The 16,586-nt window shown below is 63.7% G+C and carries 18 protein-coding genes; 10 read left to right on the plus strand and 8 right to left on the minus strand.

Annotation, left to right across the window (positions count from 1 at the left end; translation table 11 throughout):
• The first annotated feature begins 40 nt into the window (after positions 1-40).
• The 6 genes from tusD to ABE459_RS05355 all read left to right on the plus strand — a co-directional run bounded on the left by tusD (position 41) and on the right by ABE459_RS05355 (position 3,479).
• Positions 41-433, plus strand: coding sequence for a sulfurtransferase complex subunit TusD (tusD, locus tag ABE459_RS05330; protein WP_125464645.1), 393 nt, complete (start codon positions 41-43; stop codon positions 431-433).
• Position 434: 1 nt separating this feature from the next.
• Complete coding sequence (tusC, locus tag ABE459_RS05335) at positions 435-794, plus strand: sulfurtransferase complex subunit TusC (protein WP_110993212.1); 360 nt, start codon at positions 435-437, stop codon at positions 792-794.
• Positions 794-1,090, plus strand: coding sequence for a sulfurtransferase complex subunit TusB (gene tusB, locus ABE459_RS05340; protein ID WP_258704675.1), 297 nt, complete (start codon positions 794-796; stop codon positions 1,088-1,090). The genes tusC and tusB overlap by 1 nt, the downstream gene beginning before the upstream one ends.
• Complete coding sequence (locus tag ABE459_RS05345) at positions 1,087-1,422, plus strand: TusE/DsrC/DsvC family sulfur relay protein (protein ID WP_125464648.1); 336 nt, start codon at positions 1,087-1,089, stop codon at positions 1,420-1,422. The genes tusB and ABE459_RS05345 overlap by 4 nt, the downstream gene beginning before the upstream one ends.
• Entirely contained in the window at positions 1,419-2,420 is a 1,002-nt protein-coding gene (locus ABE459_RS05350; RefSeq protein WP_323828874.1) for a glycosyl transferase family protein, read from the plus strand. Before ABE459_RS05345 ends, ABE459_RS05350 begins: the two co-directional genes overlap by 4 nt.
• Before the next feature lie 96 nt (positions 2,421-2,516).
• Positions 2,517-3,479 carry a glutathione S-transferase family protein gene (locus tag ABE459_RS05355; protein ID WP_323828872.1) on the plus strand — a complete coding sequence of 321 codons (963 nt, stop codon included), beginning with the start codon at positions 2,517-2,519 and terminating at the stop codon, positions 3,477-3,479.
• A 113-nt stretch (positions 3,480-3,592) separates the two neighbouring features.
• Here ABE459_RS05355 and cysG read toward each other — a convergent pair whose 3' ends face one another.
• Genes cysG through ftsK form a run of 6 tightly spaced genes read right to left on the minus strand, consistent with a single transcriptional unit; the run spans position 3,593 to position 11,109 of the window.
• Positions 3,593-4,984 (minus strand): siroheme synthase CysG, encoded by a 1,392-nt coding sequence (gene cysG, locus ABE459_RS05360; protein WP_125859270.1) that lies wholly within the window; start codon positions 4,982-4,984, stop codon positions 3,593-3,595.
• A 1-nt stretch (position 4,985) separates the two neighbouring features.
• Positions 4,986-6,266, minus strand: a complete 1,281-nt coding sequence (serS, locus tag ABE459_RS05365; RefSeq protein WP_323828870.1) for a serine--tRNA ligase — start codon at positions 6,264-6,266, stop codon at positions 4,986-4,988.
• A 30-nt stretch (positions 6,267-6,296) separates the two neighbouring features.
• Positions 6,297-6,671, minus strand: a complete 375-nt coding sequence (crcB, locus tag ABE459_RS05370; RefSeq protein ID WP_110993205.1) for a fluoride efflux transporter CrcB — start codon at positions 6,669-6,671, stop codon at positions 6,297-6,299.
• Positions 6,668-7,993 (minus strand): replication-associated recombination protein A, encoded by a 1,326-nt coding sequence (locus tag ABE459_RS05375; RefSeq protein ID WP_323828868.1) that lies wholly within the window; start codon positions 7,991-7,993, stop codon positions 6,668-6,670. Before ABE459_RS05375 ends, crcB begins: the two co-directional genes overlap by 4 nt.
• Positions 7,994-8,005: 12 nt before the next feature.
• Positions 8,006-8,629 carry an outer membrane lipoprotein chaperone LolA gene (lolA, locus tag ABE459_RS05380; protein ID WP_323828866.1) on the minus strand — a complete coding sequence of 208 codons (624 nt, stop codon included), beginning with the start codon at positions 8,627-8,629 and terminating at the stop codon, positions 8,006-8,008.
• 59 nt (positions 8,630-8,688) lie between these two features.
• Complete coding sequence (gene ftsK, locus ABE459_RS05385; protein WP_125859273.1) at positions 8,689-11,109, minus strand: DNA translocase FtsK; 2,421 nt, start codon at positions 11,107-11,109, stop codon at positions 8,689-8,691.
• Between the two features lie 395 nt (positions 11,110-11,504).
• Between ftsK and aat the strand changes: the two genes are divergently transcribed.
• The 3 genes from aat (at position 11,505) to infA (ending at position 13,272) form a co-directional block, all read left to right on the plus strand.
• Positions 11,505-12,185: a leucyl/phenylalanyl-tRNA--protein transferase gene (gene aat, locus ABE459_RS05390; RefSeq protein ID WP_323828864.1), complete on the plus strand. Its 681-nt coding sequence runs from the start codon at positions 11,505-11,507 to the stop codon at positions 12,183-12,185.
• A gap of 57 nt (positions 12,186-12,242) precedes the next feature.
• A complete protein-coding gene (locus ABE459_RS05395; RefSeq protein WP_125464656.1) occupies positions 12,243-12,950 on the plus strand; it encodes an arginyltransferase in 708 nt (235 codons plus the stop codon).
• Positions 12,951-13,053: 103 nt separating this feature from the next.
• Entirely contained in the window at positions 13,054-13,272 is a 219-nt protein-coding gene (infA, locus tag ABE459_RS05400) for a translation initiation factor IF-1 (RefSeq protein ID WP_002553999.1), read from the plus strand.
• Between the two features lie 112 nt (positions 13,273-13,384).
• Here infA and clpA read toward each other — a convergent pair whose 3' ends face one another.
• Both clpA and clpS read right to left on the minus strand, forming a co-directional pair.
• Entirely contained in the window at positions 13,385-15,655 is a 2,271-nt protein-coding gene (gene clpA, locus ABE459_RS05405) for an ATP-dependent Clp protease ATP-binding subunit ClpA (RefSeq protein WP_258642307.1), read from the minus strand.
• Positions 15,656-15,685: 30 nt separating this feature from the next.
• The gene (gene clpS, locus ABE459_RS05410) at positions 15,686-16,060 is read right to left on the minus strand and encodes an ATP-dependent Clp protease adapter ClpS (RefSeq protein ID WP_028692390.1); all 375 of its coding nucleotides are present in this window, start codon (positions 16,058-16,060) and stop codon (positions 15,686-15,688) included.
• A gap of 230 nt (positions 16,061-16,290) precedes the next feature.
• On the opposite strand from clpS, the gene cspD reads away from it, so the two are divergent.
• The gene (gene cspD, locus ABE459_RS05415; RefSeq protein WP_323828858.1) at positions 16,291-16,554 is read left to right on the plus strand and encodes a cold shock domain-containing protein CspD; all 264 of its coding nucleotides are present in this window, start codon (positions 16,291-16,293) and stop codon (positions 16,552-16,554) included.
• The last annotated feature ends 32 nt before the right edge of the window (positions 16,555-16,586 follow it).

Below are 16,586 nucleotides of genomic sequence, written 5' to 3' on the forward strand. Positions count from 1 at the left end.
TTTGCTTTATCATGGCCGCCTTCCTTTACACGGGTTTTCCATGAAATTCGCCATTGCGGTCTTTTCCCCGGCGCATGCGCCCTCCTCGCGTCGCGCCCTGCGCTTCGCCGAGGCGGCGCTGGCCGGCGGGCATGAAATTGCTCGGCTGTTCTTCTACCAGGACGGCGTGCACAGCGCCTCGGCCAATATCGTCGCGCCGCAGGATGAACTCGACGTGGCCAATCAATGGCGCGCGTTCATCAGCGAGCACCAGCTCGACGCCGTGGTCTGCATTGCCGCAGCCCTGCGCAGGGGCGTGCTCAATGAAGAAGAAGCCAACCGTTACCAGCGCCCGGCCGTGAACCTGCCGGCACCTTGGGAGCTGTCCGGCCTGGGCCAATTGCACGAGGCCGCGCAGGTTGCCGACCGCCTGATCTGCTTTGGGGGTGATTGAAATGGCCAAATCGCTTCTGATCATCAGCCGCCAGGCGCCGTGGAGTGGCCCGTCCGCCCGTGAAGCCCTGGATATCGCCTTGGCCGGCGGCGCCTTCGACCTGCCGCTGGGCATGCTGTTCCTAGACGACGGGGTATTCCAGCTGGCTCAAGATCAGCACCCGGACGCCCTGCAGCAAAAAAACCTGGCCGCCAACCTCCAGGCCTTGCCGATGTTCGGCGTCGAGGAGCTGTTCGCCTGCGCGCATAGCCTGGCCCGCCGCGGCCTGGACAGCACCACGCTGGCCTTGCCCGTCGAGGTTCTCGACGATGCCGCACTGGCCGCACTGATCGCCCGTTTCGACCAGGTGGTAACCCTCTGATGACGACCCTGCACGTAATTGCCCACTCGCCTTTCGCGGACGAACGCCTGGCCAGCTGCCTGCGCCTGCTCGGCCCACAAGACGCAATATTGCTGTGTGGCGACGCCACCTATGCGCTCAAAGCCGGTAGCGAGCCCCTGCGCGCCCTGCAAGCGGCCAACCTCGAACAGCGCCTGTACGCCCTCGACGAAGACCTGCAAGCCCGCGCCCTCACCAGCCCACTGGCCAAGGCCGTGGACTACCCGGCCTTCGTCGAACTCACCCTGCACTACGACAAGGTCAACAGCTGGCTATGAGCACCCTGACTGTCGGCGATCGCGCCATCGCCCTGGACAAAGACGGCTTTCTGGTCGACCTGCAGGACTGGTCCCACGAGGTCGCCGAATCACTGGCGGCCCGCGAAGACATCGCCCTGACCACCGACCACTGGGAAATCCTCGAACTGTTGCGCCAGTTCTACGCCGAGTACCAGCTGTCGCCAGCCACCCGCCCGCTGATCAAGTACACCGCGCTCAAACTGGGCACGGAGAAGGGCAACAGCCCGCACCTCAACCGCCTGTTCAACGGCACTCCCGCCAAACTCGCCGCCAAGCTGGCGGGCCTGCCCAAGCCGACCAACTGCATATGAACGCACCTCGCCCGCTCACCCTGGAAACACCGACCGAACACCCCTTCGCCGAATTCGTGCGCATCCTGGGCAAAGGCAAGCGCGGCGCCCGCGGCCTGACCCGCGAGGAGGCCCGCGCAGCCATGACCCTGCTGCTCGAGGGCAAGGTCGAAGACACCCAGCTCGGCGCCTTCCTGATGCTGCTGCGGCACAAGGAGGAAAGCGCCGAGGAGCTTGCGGGCTTCACCGAGGCGTTGCGCGCCCACCTGCAGGCACCACGCATCAACGTCGATCTGGACTGGCCGAGCTACGCCGGCAAGAAGCGCCACCTGCCCTGGTACCTGCTGGCGGCCAAGTGCCTGGCCGGTAATGGCGTACGCATCCTGATGCATGGCGGCGGCGCCCACACCGCCGGGCGCCTGTACACCGAACAACTGCTCGGCCTGCTGGACATCCCGCTGTGCCGTGACTGGGCAAGCGTTGCGCAAACCCTGGACACTCACCAGTTGGCCTTCTTCCCGCTGCAGGACTGGGCGCCGCAGTTGCAGCGCATGATCGACCTGCGCAACACCCTCGGCCTGCGCTCACCGATCCACTCGCTGGCCCGGGTACTCAACCCCCTCGCCGCGCGCTGCGGCCTGCAGAGCATCTTCCACCCCGGTTACCAGGCCGTGCACCGCGAGGCCAGCCGACTGCTGGGCGACCACGCACTGGTGATCAAGGGTGACGGTGGCGAGATCGAGATCAACCCGGATGTCACCAGCCATCTCTACGGCGCTTCGGCCGGCGCTGCCTGGGACGAGGAGTGGCCAGCCCTGAGCGCCCAGCGCCACGTGAAGCCCGCCAGCCTGCAAGCGGAGCACCTGCTTGCCGTCTGGCGCGGCGAAGCCGAAGACAGCTACGGCGAAATGGCCGTGGTCGCGACCATGGCCCTGGCCCTGCGTGGCCTGGGCCAAGACCGCGAGTTGGCGTTCAGTACCGCCCGCGCCTACTGGGCCGCGCGCGGAAACATCAAATAAACAGATCTGTTAACCCCACTCTTTGCGCTATTCGTTCGAACGCTTTGCTCTAGACTGAGCTCCAACGACAAACACTTTGTTCCGAGGAGCTCCAGCATGGGCCTTTTGATCGATGGCCGCTGGCATGACCAGTGGTACCAGACCAGCAAGGACGGCGCCTTCCAGCGCGAGAATTCGCAACGACGCAACCCGCTGCCCGCCCCCGAAGCCGGCCGCTATCACCTGTATGTGTCGCTCGCCTGCCCCTGGGCCCACCGCACCCTGATCGTGCGCGCCATCAAAGGCCTGGAGCCGCTGATCGACGTGTCGGTGGTCAGTTGGCTGATGGGCGAGCATGGCTGGACCTTCGACCAGCAGGAAGGCTCCAGCGGCGACCACCTCGATGCCCTGCAGTACCTGCACCAGCGTTATACCCAGGACGACCCGCACTACACCGGTCGCGTGACGGTGCCTGTGCTGTGGGACAAGCAGGAAAAACGCATCGTCAACAATGAGTCGGCCGAGATCATCCGCCTCTTCAACTCGGCATTCGACGAGCTGACCGGCAATACTCTGGACCTCTATCCAGCGCCGCTGCGCAGCACTATCGATGCACTCAACGAGCGCATTTACCCAGCAGTGAACAACGGCGTCTACCGCGCAGGTTTCGCCACCACGCAGGAGGCCTACGAAACGGCGTTCGACGAGGTGTTCAATGAGCTGGACTATCTGGAAGGGTTACTGGCTCGCCAGCGCTACCTGGCCGGTGAATACCTGACCGAAGCCGACGTACGCCTGTTCACCACGCTGGTGCGTTTCGATGCGGTGTACCATGGCCATTTCAAGTGCAACCTGCGCCGCCTGAGCGACTACCCGAACCTGTCCAACTGGCTGCGCGACCTGTACCAGTGGCCGGGGGTGGCGGATACGGTGAACATGGAGCATATCCAGAAGCACTACTACATGAGCCACAAGACCATCAACCCGAACGGCATCGTGCCCAAGGGGCCACTGCAGGACTTCAATCAGCCCCATGACCGGGAGCGGCTGCCGGGCAAAGGCATCTGGCAGAGCAAATAAAGACCCCACGTGGGAGCGGGCTTGCCCCGCGATAGCATCACAGCGCAGGGCAATGTTGCCGCTGCTGTCGCCATCGCGGGGCAAGCCCGCTCCCACGAGGTGCTACAGAGTGCTCAGGCGTTTTGCGAACCTTCGAACCACGCCAGCTTCTCGCGCAACTGCACCACTTCCCCGACAATCACCAGGGTCGGCGCGTGCACTTCATGCCGGGCCACCAGTTCAGGCAAGTCGGCCAAGGTACCGGTGAACACCCGCTGGTTGCGCGTGGTCCCCTGCTGCACCAGCGCTGCAGGGGTACTGGCCGCACGGCCATGGCGAATCAACTCGGCACAGATGGTCGGCAGCCCCACCAGCCCCATGTAGAACACCAGGGTTTGCGCAGGCGCCACCAGATCGTGCCAGGGCAGGTTGCTGGTGCCATCTTTCAGGTGGCCGGTCACGAAGCGCACCGACTGGGCATAGTCGCGGTGGGTCAGCGGAATACCGCCGTAGGCGGAACAACCGCTGGCTGCGGTGATGCCAGGCACCACCTGGAACGGGATACCCTGCTCGGCCAGCTCCTCGATCTCTTCGCCGCCCCGGCCGAAGATGAACGGATCACCGCCCTTGAGCCGCAACACACGCTTGCCCTGCCGGGCCAGATCGACCAACAGGCGGTTGATCTGGTCCTGCGGCACACTGTGGTCGGCGCGGCGCTTGCCGACATAGATACGCTCGGCATCGCGTCGGCACATCTCGATGATGGCGGGAGCCACCAGCCGGTCGTACAGCACCACGTCGGCCTGCTGCATCAGGCGCAGGGCACGGAAGGTCAGCAGGTCCGGGTCACCCGGGCCGGCACCGACCAGATACACCTCGCCACCCTGCTGCACCGGTGCGCCGTCGACCATCGCCTGCAACAGGCGTTCGGCCTCGGCACCCTGCCCGGCCAGCTGGCGCTCGGCGATCGGCCCCTGGAACACGTTCTCCCAAAAGCCGCGGCGCTGGTTGACATCAGGGTACAAGGCCTTGACCTTGTGCCGGAAACGCGCGGCCAGCCCAGCCAGCTCACCATAGGCGGACGGGATCCAGGCTTCGAGCTTGGCGCGAATCAACCGCGCCAGCACCGGGGCGTCGCCACCGCTGGAGACCGCCACCACCAGGGGTGAGCGATCGACGATGGCGGGGAAGATCACCGTGCACAAGGCCGGCGCGTCAACCACATTGACCGGCAGGCTGCGCGCCTGCGCATCCGCCGAGACTTGGGCATTGAGCCCGGGGTCATCGGTGGCCGCGATCACCAGCCGACAGCCGTCCAGGTCCGACGGCTGATAGCCGCGCACCAGCACCTCGCCACCGCCCTCACGGGCCAGCGCGGCAAGCTGGCCGTCTACGTCCGGCGCCACCACCCGCAGCGCGGCGCCGGCATCGGCCAGCAGGCGCGCCTTGCGCAGGGCGATCTCGCCACCGCCGACGACCAGTACGTGGCCGCCCTGCAGCTTATGGAACAGCGGCAGGTAATCCATCTCAGCGAATGACCTCGACGCCGCCCATGTATGGCTTGAGCACTTCCGGCACACGGATCGAGCCGTCGGCCTGCTGGTAGTTCTCCAGCACGGCCACCAGGGTGCGGCCTACTGCCAGGCCGGAACCGTTGAGGGTGTGCACCAGCTCAGGCTTGCCGGTTTCCGGGTTGCGCCAGCGCGCCTGCATGCGGCGGGCCTGGAAGTCACCGCAGTTGGAGCAGGAGCTGATTTCACGGTACTTGTCCTGGCTCGGGACCCACACTTCCAGGTCGTAGGTTTTCACCGCGCCGAAGCCCATGTCGCCGGTGCACAGCGCCAGCACGCGATACGGCAGCTCCAGCAGCTGCAGCACACGCTCGGCGTTGGCGGTCAGGCCTTCCAGGGCTTCCATGGATTTTGCCGGCTCGACCACCTGGACCATCTCGACCTTGTCGAACTGGTGCTGGCGGATCATGCCGCGGGTGTCACGGCCCGACGCGCCGGCCTCGCTGCGGAAGCATGGGGTGTGAGCAACCAGCTTGAGCGGCAGCTGCTTGGCGTCGAGGATCTGGTCGGCCACCAGGTTGGTCAGCGACACTTCGGCAGTCGGGATCAGGTAGAAATCGGCCTCGCCTTCGCGGCTGATCTTGAACAGGTCTTCCTCGAACTTCGGCAGCTGGCCGGTGCCCTGCAGGGCCGGGGCCTGGACCAGGTACGGGGTGTAGTGCTCTTCGTAGCCATGCTCGCCGGTGTGCAGGTTGATCATGAACTGCGCCAGGGCGCGGTGCAGGCAGGCGATCGGGCCACGCAGCACGGCGAAGCGGGCACCGGACAGCTTGGCCGCCGCCTCGAAGTCCAGACCACCGCTGACTTCGCCGAGGGCGACGTGGTCCTTGATTTCGAAGTCGAACGCCTTCGGCGTGCCCCAACGGCGCACTTCGACGTTGTCGTCTTCGCTGGCACCGACCGGTACGCTGGCGTCCGGCAGGTTGGGGATGGTCAGCAGGATGCCGTCGAGCTCCGCCTGGATGCCGTCCAGCTCAGCCTTGCCGGCGGCCAGCTCGTTGGCCATGCGCTCGACGTCTGCCATCAGCGGGGCAATGTCCTCACCCTTGGCCTTGGCCTGGCCGATGGACTTGGAGCGAGCGTTGCGCTCGGCCTGCAGTTGCTCGGTACGGGTCTGCACCGCCTTGCGGCGCTCTTCCAGTGATTCGATGCGCGCGACATCCAGGCTGAAGCCACGGGAGGCCAGGCGGTCCGCCACTTCCTGAAGTTGGCCGCGTAACAGTTTGGAATCGAGCATATCGTTCTCTCGTTATAGGTAGGTGTTGGTTCAGAATCGGGTAAGGGTGAGGCCGGCCCAGGTCGCAAGCAGCCCGCCCACCACACTAATACCGGTATAGCCCAAGGCCAGTGGAACCTGCCCGCTTTCGAGCAGGCGCACGGTATCCAGGGAAAAGGAAGAAAAGGTAGTCAGGCCACCGAGAAAACCGACGATCAGCCCAGCGCGCAGCTCCACCGGCACCATGGGTTTGTGCAGGAACAAGCCGTACAACAGGCCGATCAGCAGGCAGCCCACCAGGTTGACAGCCAGCGTACCGAGATAGAAATGCTTCGGCCAGTTGGCAGCGACCCAGTTGGAGGTGGCAAAACGCAGCAGGGTGCCGGCGATGCCGCCGGCACTGACGGCGGCGATGAGTGCGATCACGGTTTTCTCCGTTGGCGGGGGCTGGTGCGGTCGAGCTCGGCCAGGTGACGCAGCTTTTCGCCGATTTTCAGCTCCAGCCCGCGTGGCACCGGCTGGTAGTACTGGCGCGGTTCCAGTTGTTCGGGGAAATAGTCCTCACCGGCGGCATAGGCATCCGGCTCGTCGTGGGCGTAGCGGTATTCCTCGCCGTAGCCGAGCTGCTTCATCAGCTTGGTCGGGGCATTGCGCAGGTGCAGCGGCACTTCCAGCGAACCGTGCTCGGCTGCTTCGCGCATGGCTGCCTTGAAGCCCATGTACACCGCATTGCTTTTCGGTGCGCAGGCGATATAGGTGATGGCCTGGGCCACCGCCAGCTCGCCTTCCGGGCTGCCCAGGCGTTCCTGCACGTCCCAGGCCGCCAGGCACAGGCTCAGGGCACGCGGGTCGGCGTTGCCGATGTCTTCACTGGCCATGCGCACCACGCGCCGGGCGATGTACAGCGGGTCGCAGCCGCCGTCGAGCATGCGCGCGTACCAGTACAGCGCGCCATCGGGGTTGGAGCCACGCACCGACTTGTGCAGCGCCGAGATCTGGTCGTAGAACGCCTCACCGCCCTTGTCGAAACGTCGACGGCTGTCGCCGAGCAGGCTTTGCAGCAACTCGACGCCAATTTCACCGCCATCGTCGGCCAGGTCCGAGGCGTTCTCGAGGAAGTTGAGCATGCGCCGGCCATCGCCATCGGCGGCGGCCATGAGCATCTTGAAGGCCTCGTCGCCAACCCGCAGGTTGCGCTTGCCCAGGCCGCGCTCTTCGCTCAGCGCACGGTCGACCAGCTTGCGCAGCGCCGCTTCGTCCAGGCTCTTGAGCACATATACCCGCGCCCGCGACAACAAGGCGTTGTTCAGTTCGAACGAGGGGTTCTCGGTAGTGGCGCCGATGAAGATCAGCGTGCCGTCCTCCACATAGGGCAGGAAGGCGTCCTGTTGCGACTTGTTGAAGCGGTGCACCTCGTCGACGAACAGGATGGTGCGCCGACCGAACTGGCCGGCCTGCTGCTTGGCCACCTCGACCGCCTGGCGAATCTCCTTCACCCCGGCCAGCACCGCCGAGACCGTTTCGAAGTGCGCATCGCAGAACTGCGCCAGCAGCCGCGCCAGGGTGGTCTTGCCCACCCCGGGCGGCCCCCAGAAGATCATCGAATGCAGCGCACCCTGCTCCAGCGCCTCGCGCAGCGGCTTGCCGCGCGCCAGCAAATGCTCCTGGCCAACGTACTCGTCCAGGTTGGACGGGCGCAGCCGGGCGGCCAGGGGCTGGGCGACGGGTTCGCTTCGAAACAGGTCCATCACGGGCTCCGCTTACTCCTTGATGACGTCCGCGCCTTTGGGGATGTCGAACTTGAAGGTGCTGTCCGGTACCGCCTGGTTGGCCTTGACGCCATTGAACAGGATATTGGTGCGCTGGCCGACACTGTCGATCAGTTGCATGTCATTGATCAGGCCCTTGCGGAACGACACGCGCAGCGAATCGAACAAGGTGTCCTTGGTCTTGGGCTTGAGGGTGAAGTCCATGACTTCGCCCTGCTCCTTGGAGGTGATGTCGAAGCTCTGGCTGATCTTCGACACGTCACCGGACAGCAGCAGCGCCGGGGTCTGGTTCAGACGCACGTCGAGCTTCTTGATGGTGGCCTGCTCCAGGTCCGGGTCCCACAGGGTGACGTTCTTGCCGTCGGACACCACCACCTGCTCCTGCGGTGCATTGGTGTGCCAGTAGAACAGGCCCGGGCGCTTGACGGTCATCTTGCCGGAGGTTTCCTGCAGGTTGGCACCATCGGCGGCAAGGGTCAGCTGGGAAAAGTTGGCTTCAATGGTCTGCGACTTCTCCAGCAACTGGGTCAGGCGCTGCACATCCTGCTCGCCGGCATGGGCCGACAGAGTGCCCGCAGCCAGGGCAGTAACCAACAGCATGCGAATCGCGCGCATGGAAATCCTCGTAGAACAGTGGGTGGGCCGGGCACTTCGTGTGCCCGGCAGGGTGATCTTCAATCGCGTGGGCCGCCCGGGGCAATCACTTCCCGCGAGCCGTTGCTGTTCATGGGGGTGACCACACCGGCCATCTCCATCGACTCGATCATTCGCGCGGCGCGGTTGTAACCGATCTTCAGCTTGCGCTGAACCGCGGAAATCGATGCCCGGCGGCTTTCCAGCACGAACTGCACGGCTTCGTCGTAGAGGGCGTCGGCTTCCGGGTCGTCACCGTCGCCACCGCCGCCGCCACCGCCGTCGAAGCCGCTGCCGGCCTCCTCGACGCCATTGAGGATGTCGTCGTTGTAGTCCGGCGCACCGCGCAGTTTCCACGCCTCGACCGTGCGATGCACCTCGTCGTCGGAAACGAACGCGCCATGCACACGGATCGGCAGGCTGGTGCCCGGCGGCATGTACAGCATGTCACCGTGGCCCAGCAACTGCTCGGCGCCACCCTGGTCGATGATGGTCCGCGAGTCGATCTTGCTCGACACCTGGAACGCCATGCGGGTCGGGATGTTGGCCTTGATCAGGCCGGTGATCACGTCCACCGAGGGGCGCTGGGTGGCCAGGATCAGGTGGATACCGGCGGCACGGGCCTTCTGGGCGATACGGGCGATCAGTTCTTCAACCTTCTTGCCGACGATCATCATCATGTCGGCGAATTCGTCGACCACCACCACGATGGTCGGCAGGGTCTTCAGCGTCGGCGGTTCGTCATCCATGCTCTCGCGACGGTACAGCGGGTCGTGGATGACCTCGCCGGCCTCTTGCGCGTCCTTGATCTTGCGGTTGAAGCCGGCCAGGTTACGCACCCCCATGGCCGCCATCAGCTTGTAGCGCCGCTCCATCTCGGCAACGCTCCAGCGCAGGGCGTTGGCGGCGTCCTTCATGTCGGTGACCACCGGGCACAGCAGATGCGGGATGCCTTCGTAGATCGACAGTTCGAGCATTTTCGGGTCGATCATGATCAATCGCGCGTCTTCCGGGCCCGACTTGAACAGGATCGACAGGATCATGGCGTTCACACCCACCGACTTACCGGAGCCGGTGGTACCGGCCACCAGCAGGTGGGGCATCTTCGCCAGGTCGGTAATCACCGGCTTGCCGCCAATATCGTGGCCCAGGGCCAGGGTGACCGGCGACTTGTTCTCGTCGAACTGCGGCGACGACAGCACTTCGGAGAAACGCACCATCTGGCGGTTCTCGTTGGGGATCTCGATACCCACGGTGGTCTTGCCGGGGATCACTTCGACCACCCGTACGCTGGTCACGGCCAGCGAACGCGCCAGGTCCTTGGCCAGGTTGGCGATGCGGCTGACTTTCACGCCCGCGGCGGGCTGGATTTCGTAACGGGTAATCACCGGGCCCGGGTGGATCGAATCGACAGAGACTTCGACGCCGAACTCTTTCAGTTTGATTTCCAGCAAGTGGCCGACACCAGCCAGGGACTCCGGCGAGTACTCGATCTTCTTCTGCTCGGCCGGGTCGAGGATGGAAATCGAAGGCAGCGTGCCTTCCACGGCGCTGTCGACGAACAGCGGCGCCTGCTTCTCCTTCATCACCCGCTTGCTCGGCTCGGGCGCCTTGACCTGCGGTGGCGGCATGTTGATTACCGGGGCCGGCTGCTGTTCGCGCTGGGCCACATGCTTGGTCAGGGCGTCGTCGCGCTCGATGATGCGCTCACGGGCCTTGATCTGCTCGCGCTTGTCCGGCACTACCGGGGCAACCACTTCATCGACCTGCTCGTCCACTTCACGCAGCTGCGCCACCAGGCGCTTGCGCTCGTTGCGCGCTTCCCACCAGCGGTTGGCGGCACCTTGCACCAGCTCGAACAGGTCGAGGGTGATCTTGCCGGTGACGTCCATCACCTTGAACCACGACAGGTCGGTGAACACGGTCAGGCCGAACAGGAACAGCGCAATGAACATCAGCGTGCTGCCCTGCACGTTGAGCAGGTTGCGCGCCAGATCCCCAAGGCTTTCACCCAGGGCCCCGCCGGCGGAGAACGGCAGGCTCTCCGAGGGGTGGAAATGGATATGCGCCAGCGCCGCGCCCGACAGCACCAGGAACACCAGGCCGATCAACCGCCAGGAAAACAGCCAGCCACTCCACTGCCAGGGCTGGTGACGCTCGCGGAAGATCTGCCAGGTTTTGATCGCCAGCAGCAGCGGGAAAATGTAGGCGAAGTAGCCGAGCACCATGAACAGGATGTCGGCGAAGTAGGCACCGGCACGGCCAGCGGCGTTCACCACCTGGTCGGCGTTGCTGGTGTGGCTGAAGCCAGGGTCGGAGGTGTCGTAGGTGAGCAGCGCCATCCACAGGTACAGGCACAGGGCACCGACGGCGATCAACGCACCTTCCTTGAGGCGGTAATGCAGCTGTTGCCGCCACAGGGGCACAGGCAAGGGGGCTGGAGTTGCGGTGGATTTCTTCAAAACGCGTCTATTCCTGCGCGAATAGTGATTGGCCGGTGACTGGCCAACAAATCACTACTTTTAACATTACTGCCCGCCAGCCGCCATGGCGGCACGCCGTTTCGGGCGTGAACGGGGGCTACTTTCATTTAGTTGCAATTTGAGCACGCATTTTCTTTTGTGACAAAGGCTTATGCTGTGTTTTTGCACAGGTGTGACAGCAAATGCGCCAGATGGTGCCAGCCGGCTGATGAATATGCGGCCTGAGCGCACGCATTCGCGGGCAAACCCGCTCCCACAGGGACCGCGCACTACCTGTGGGAGCGGGTTTACCCGCGAACAGGCACAGGATGATTGACCCTGCCAGGCGCGCACGCCATGCTGGTCGCCCTCCCCTCCCCCACCGCCCAAGACCCATGCTCACCTGGCTGACCCGCGACTCGCTGACCTTCCCGCCCCTGGAAAAAGCCCTGCACGACCCCAACGGCCTGCTGGCAGCTGGCGGCGACCTCACCCCCGAGCGCTTGGTCGCAGCCTATCGCCACGGCTGCTTCCCCTGGTACCAGGATGGCCAGCCAATCCTCTGGTGGTCGCCCGATCCGCGCACCGTGCTGCTCCCTGACGAACTGCACGTTTCGCGCTCGCTGGCCAAGCTGATCCGCCAAGGCCGCTACCAGGTCAGCTTTGACACCGACTTTGCTGCCGTAATTGCCGCCTGCGCCGCGCCACGCGATTACGCAGACGGCACCTGGATCACCGACAACATGCGTGCCGCCTACTGCGAACTGCACCGGCGCGGCATCGCCCACTCGGTGGAGGTACGCCAGGACGGCAAGCTGGTGGGCGGCCTCTACGGGCTGGCCATGGGCCGGCTGTTCTTTGGTGAATCGATGTTCAGCCGCGCCGACAACGCGTCGAAAGTGGGCTTTGTGGCCCTGGTCGAGCACTTGCGCGAGGCCGGTTTCGTCCTGATCGACTGCCAGATGCCGACCAACCACCTGCATAGCCTGGGCGCCCGCGCCATCAGCCGGGCGAACTTCGCCGAACATCTGGCCAGGTACCTCGATGCCCCCAATCATGCCACCTGGGTTCGCTAGGCGAGTTCCCGGAGCTGGCTTACACTTAGAAACAACGTCTCACCGAAGGGGTTGATCATGACAGAGCTGGCGCGGTTGAAGTTCTATGCCACTCAACCCCACTCCTGCAGCTACCTGCCGGACGAACAGGCCACCACGCTGTTTCTCGACCCGAGCCAGCCGATGGACGTGCACGTGTACGCCGACCTGTCGGAAATGGGCTTTCGGCGCAGCGGCGACCATCTCTATCGCCCGCATTGCCAGCACTGCAATGCCTGCGTACCGGCGCGCATTCCCGCTGCGCGCTTCATCCCCAATCGCCAGCAACGGCGCATCCTCAAGCGCAACGCCGACCTGACCGTCACGGCCGCACGCCCGGCGTTCAAGGAAGAGTATTTCGACCTCTACCGGCGCTACATCGAGCAGCGCCACGCCGATGGCGATATGTACCCGCCAAGCCGCGACCAGTTCGCCACCTTCCTGGTGCGCGACCTGCCGTTCTGCTGGTTCTACGAGTTCCGCCTCGATGGCCGCCTGCTGGCCATCGCGGTCTGCGACCTGCTGCCCAACGGCCTGTCGGCGGTGTACACCTTCTACGAGCCCGAGGAGGAACGTCGCAGCCTCGGCCGCTATGCCATTCTCTGGCAGATCGGCGAAGCCCTGCGGCAAAACCTCGATGCCGTCTACCTTGGCTACTGGATCAAGAACTGCAAGAAAATGAACTACAAGACCCAGTACCGCCCCATCGAACTGCTGATCAACCAGCGCTGGGTCAGCCTCAACTGAAAGCATTGGCTTGAAACACAATTTTCGGGCATAATCCACGCCACTTTTTTTGCCCGGTGCAGTTACGCGTCGGGCCAACTCTGGACACCGAGGGCTTTACTGCATGTCGAAAGAAGACAGCTTCGAAATGGAAGGCACTGTCGTCGACACCCTGCCCAACACCATGTTCCGCGTGGAGTTGGAAAACGGGCACGTCGTTACCGCGCATATCTCTGGCAAGATGCGCAAGAACTACATCCGTATTCTCACTGGCGACAAGGTCCGCGTCGAACTGACGCCGTATGACCTGAGCAAGGGCCGCATCACCTACCGTGCGCGCTAAGCTCCAGCCATAAAAAAGCCCGGCCATGTGCCGGGCTTTTTTATGGCCGCAAAAACATCGCGGGGCAAGCCGCATCGGCGCACCGCCGATTCGACTTGCCCCGCGATGACGTTTACGCCACCTCTGCCGTGGTCTCGTAATCGAACACCAACTCACCGTCGCGCAGATCGATGTGCACCACACCGCCGTGCTCGGCCAGCTCGCCAAACAGGATCTCTTCGGCCAGCGGCCGCTTGATCTTGTCCTGGATCAGCCGCGCCATAGGCCGCGCGCCCATCTGCACGTCGTAGCCCGAGGCCGCCAGCCAGCCGCGTGCGGCATCGGTGACTTCCAGCAGCACGCGCTTGTCCTCGAGCTGCGCCTGCAACTCGATGAGGAACTTGTCGACGATGCTCTTGATGGTCTCGTGGGAGAGACGACCAAACTGGATGATGGTGTCCAGACGGTTGCGGAACTCCGGCGTGAAGCTCTTGCGGATGACCTCCATCGCGTCGGACGAGTGATCCTGATGGGTGAAACCGATCGAGGCCCGCGCGGCGGTTTCGGCGCCGGCGTTGGTGGTCATGATCAGGATCACGTTGCGGAAGTCCGCCTTGCGCCCGTTGTTGTCGGTCAGGGTGCCGTGGTCCATCACCTGCAGCAGCAGGTTGAAGACTTCCGGGTGGGCCTTCTCGATTTCATCGAGCAGCAAAACGCAGTGCGGTTGCTTGGTGATCGCCTCGGTCAGCAGGCCACCCTGGTCGAAACCGACGTAGCCGGGCGGCGCACCGATCAGGCGCGACACGGTATGCCGCTCCATATACTCGGACATGTCGAAGCGCACCAGCTCCACACCCAACGCCTTGGCCAGCTGGCGGGCGGCTTCGGTCTTGCCCACGCCAGTGGGGCCGGCGAACAGGAACGAGCCGACTGGCTTGTCCGGTGCCTTCAGGCCCGCACGCGACAGCTTGATCGCCGTGGCCAGCGAATCAATGGCCGGATCCTGACCAAATACGGTCAGCTTCAGGTCACGCTCCAGATTGCGCAGCAGCTCTTTGTCGGAACTGGTGACGTGCTTCGGCGGAATCCGCGCGATCTTGGCAACGATGTCCTCGACCTGCGGCACCTCGATACGCTTGACCCGGCTGGCTTCCGGCTGCAGGCGCTGGTAGGCACCCGCCTCGTCGATCACGTCGATGGCCTTGTCCGGCATGTGCCGGTCATTGATGTAGCGCGAAGCCAGCTCTGCAGCTGCACGCAGCGCCTCATCGCTGTACTCGATGTTGTGATGGCTCTCGAAACGCCCCTTCAAGCCGCGCAGGATGCCAACGGTGTCTTCCACCGAAGGCTCGGTGACATCGACCTTCTGGAAACGCCGCGCCAGGGCGCGGTCCTTCTCGAAGATGCCACGAAACTCCTGGAAAGTGGTCGAGCCGATGCAGCGGATATCACCCGACGACAGCAATGGCTTGAGCAGGTTGGAGGCATCCATCACCCCGCCGGAGGCTGCACCGGCACCGATGATGGTGTGGATCTCGTCGATGAACAGGATGGCCTGCGGACGTTTTTTCAGCTCTCCGAGCAGCGCCTTGAAGCGCTTTTCGAAGTCGCCGCGGTACTTGGTACCGGCCAGCAGCGCACCCAGGTCGAGCGAATAGACCACGCTCTGGGCCAGCAGGTCGGGCACCTGGCCATCGACGATGCGCTTGGCCAGGCCTTCGGCGATGGCGGTCTTGCCCACCCCGGCCTCGCCGACCAGCAGCGGGTTGTTCTTGCGCCGACGGGCGAGGATCTGCGCAACGCGCTCGACCTCCTGCTCGCGCCCCACCAGCGGATCGATACGCCCGGCACGGGCCAGTTCGTTCAGGTTGCTGGCATAGGCGTCCAGCGGATTGCTGGACGACGAGGTTTCGCCACCCTCCTCGTCCTGCATGTCCTGGTCGTTGTCGTTGTGCGAGCCATGGCCCGGCACCTTGCTGATGCCATGGGCGATGTAGTTGACCACATCGATGCGCGCCACGCTCTGTTGCTTGAGCAGGAACACCGCCTGGCTTTCCTGTTCGCTGAAGATCGCCACCAGCACGTTGGCACCGGTCACTTCGCGCTTGCCGGAACTTTGCACATGGAACACGGCACGCTGCAGCACCCGCTGGAAGCCCAGCGTCGGTTGCGTTTCACGGTCCTCGTCATGCACGGGGATCAGCGGCGTGGTCGAATCGATGAACTCCTGCAGGTCATGCTTGAGCTTGTCGAGATTGGCGCCACAGGCGCGCAGAACGGTCGCGGCAGCCTCATTGTCAAGGAGTGCCAGCAGCAGATGTTCGACGGTCATGAACTCATGACGCTTCGAACGAGCCTCCTTGAAGGCCAGATTGAGGGTGACTTCGAGCTCGCGGTTTAACATAGCTTCACCTCATACCCAAGTGGTCGGCGATTAACCGTCCTTCTCGATTTCACAGAGTAGCGGATGCTGGCTTTCCCTGGCGTATTGGTTGACCTGCATGGCCTTTGTCTCGGCGATGTCCCGGGTAAACAATCCGCACACTGCCCGCCCTTCGGTATGGACGGTCAGCATGATCTTGGTCGCCAGCTCGCGGTTCAGATTGAAGAACGTCTCGAGCACTTCGACGACGAAATCCATCGGTGTGTAGTCATCATTGAACAAAACCACCTTGTACATCGGTGGCGCCTGCAGGATAGGTTTGGCCTCCTGCACCGCAAGGCCGGCACCGTCATCCTCATGCCCGTCCTCATGGGACTGCGGGCGGTCCTGATTGAATGTTAGTCGAATCTCACTGGGTACATGCATGGAAAGAATTTCATCATGATCGACAGGTTAAGGTTGTGAGTTGACCGCACAGGCCCCTGTCGGCGCGGGCGCCGGCTGACCTTGACTATCGGCAAAACGGTGTTACAACCAATAAGAACCCACCGTGGTCGATAAAGATCCGCGCAGTCAACCAGATTTTTCGCAAGGTTCGTATGCGGATGACGTGGATGATACTCCAGTGATGGAGTCCTTTGCAGAGGGACATAGGGATGGCAAGCGGTAAAGTCAAGTGGTTCAACAATGCCAAGGGCTACGGATTCATCAATGAGGAGGGTAAGAGCGAAGACCTGTTCGCCCATTACTCCGCCATCCAGATGGAAGGCTACAAGACATTGAAAGCCGGCCAGGCAGTCACGTTCGAGCTCGCGCAAGGTCCCAAGGGCAACCATGCGGTGAACATCCAGAGTGCCACCGCCAGCAGTGCAGGCACCAGCACAGGCAATGCCGCCCCGGCCGTCCCGCTCCAAGCCTAACCCCTGCCTACAGCCGGAATACGAAAAAACCG

It is taken from the genome of Pseudomonas sp. TWI923 (assembly GCF_039673365.1).
In the GTDB taxonomy this organism is placed as follows: domain Bacteria; phylum Pseudomonadota; class Gammaproteobacteria; order Pseudomonadales; family Pseudomonadaceae; genus Aquipseudomonas; species Aquipseudomonas sichuanensis.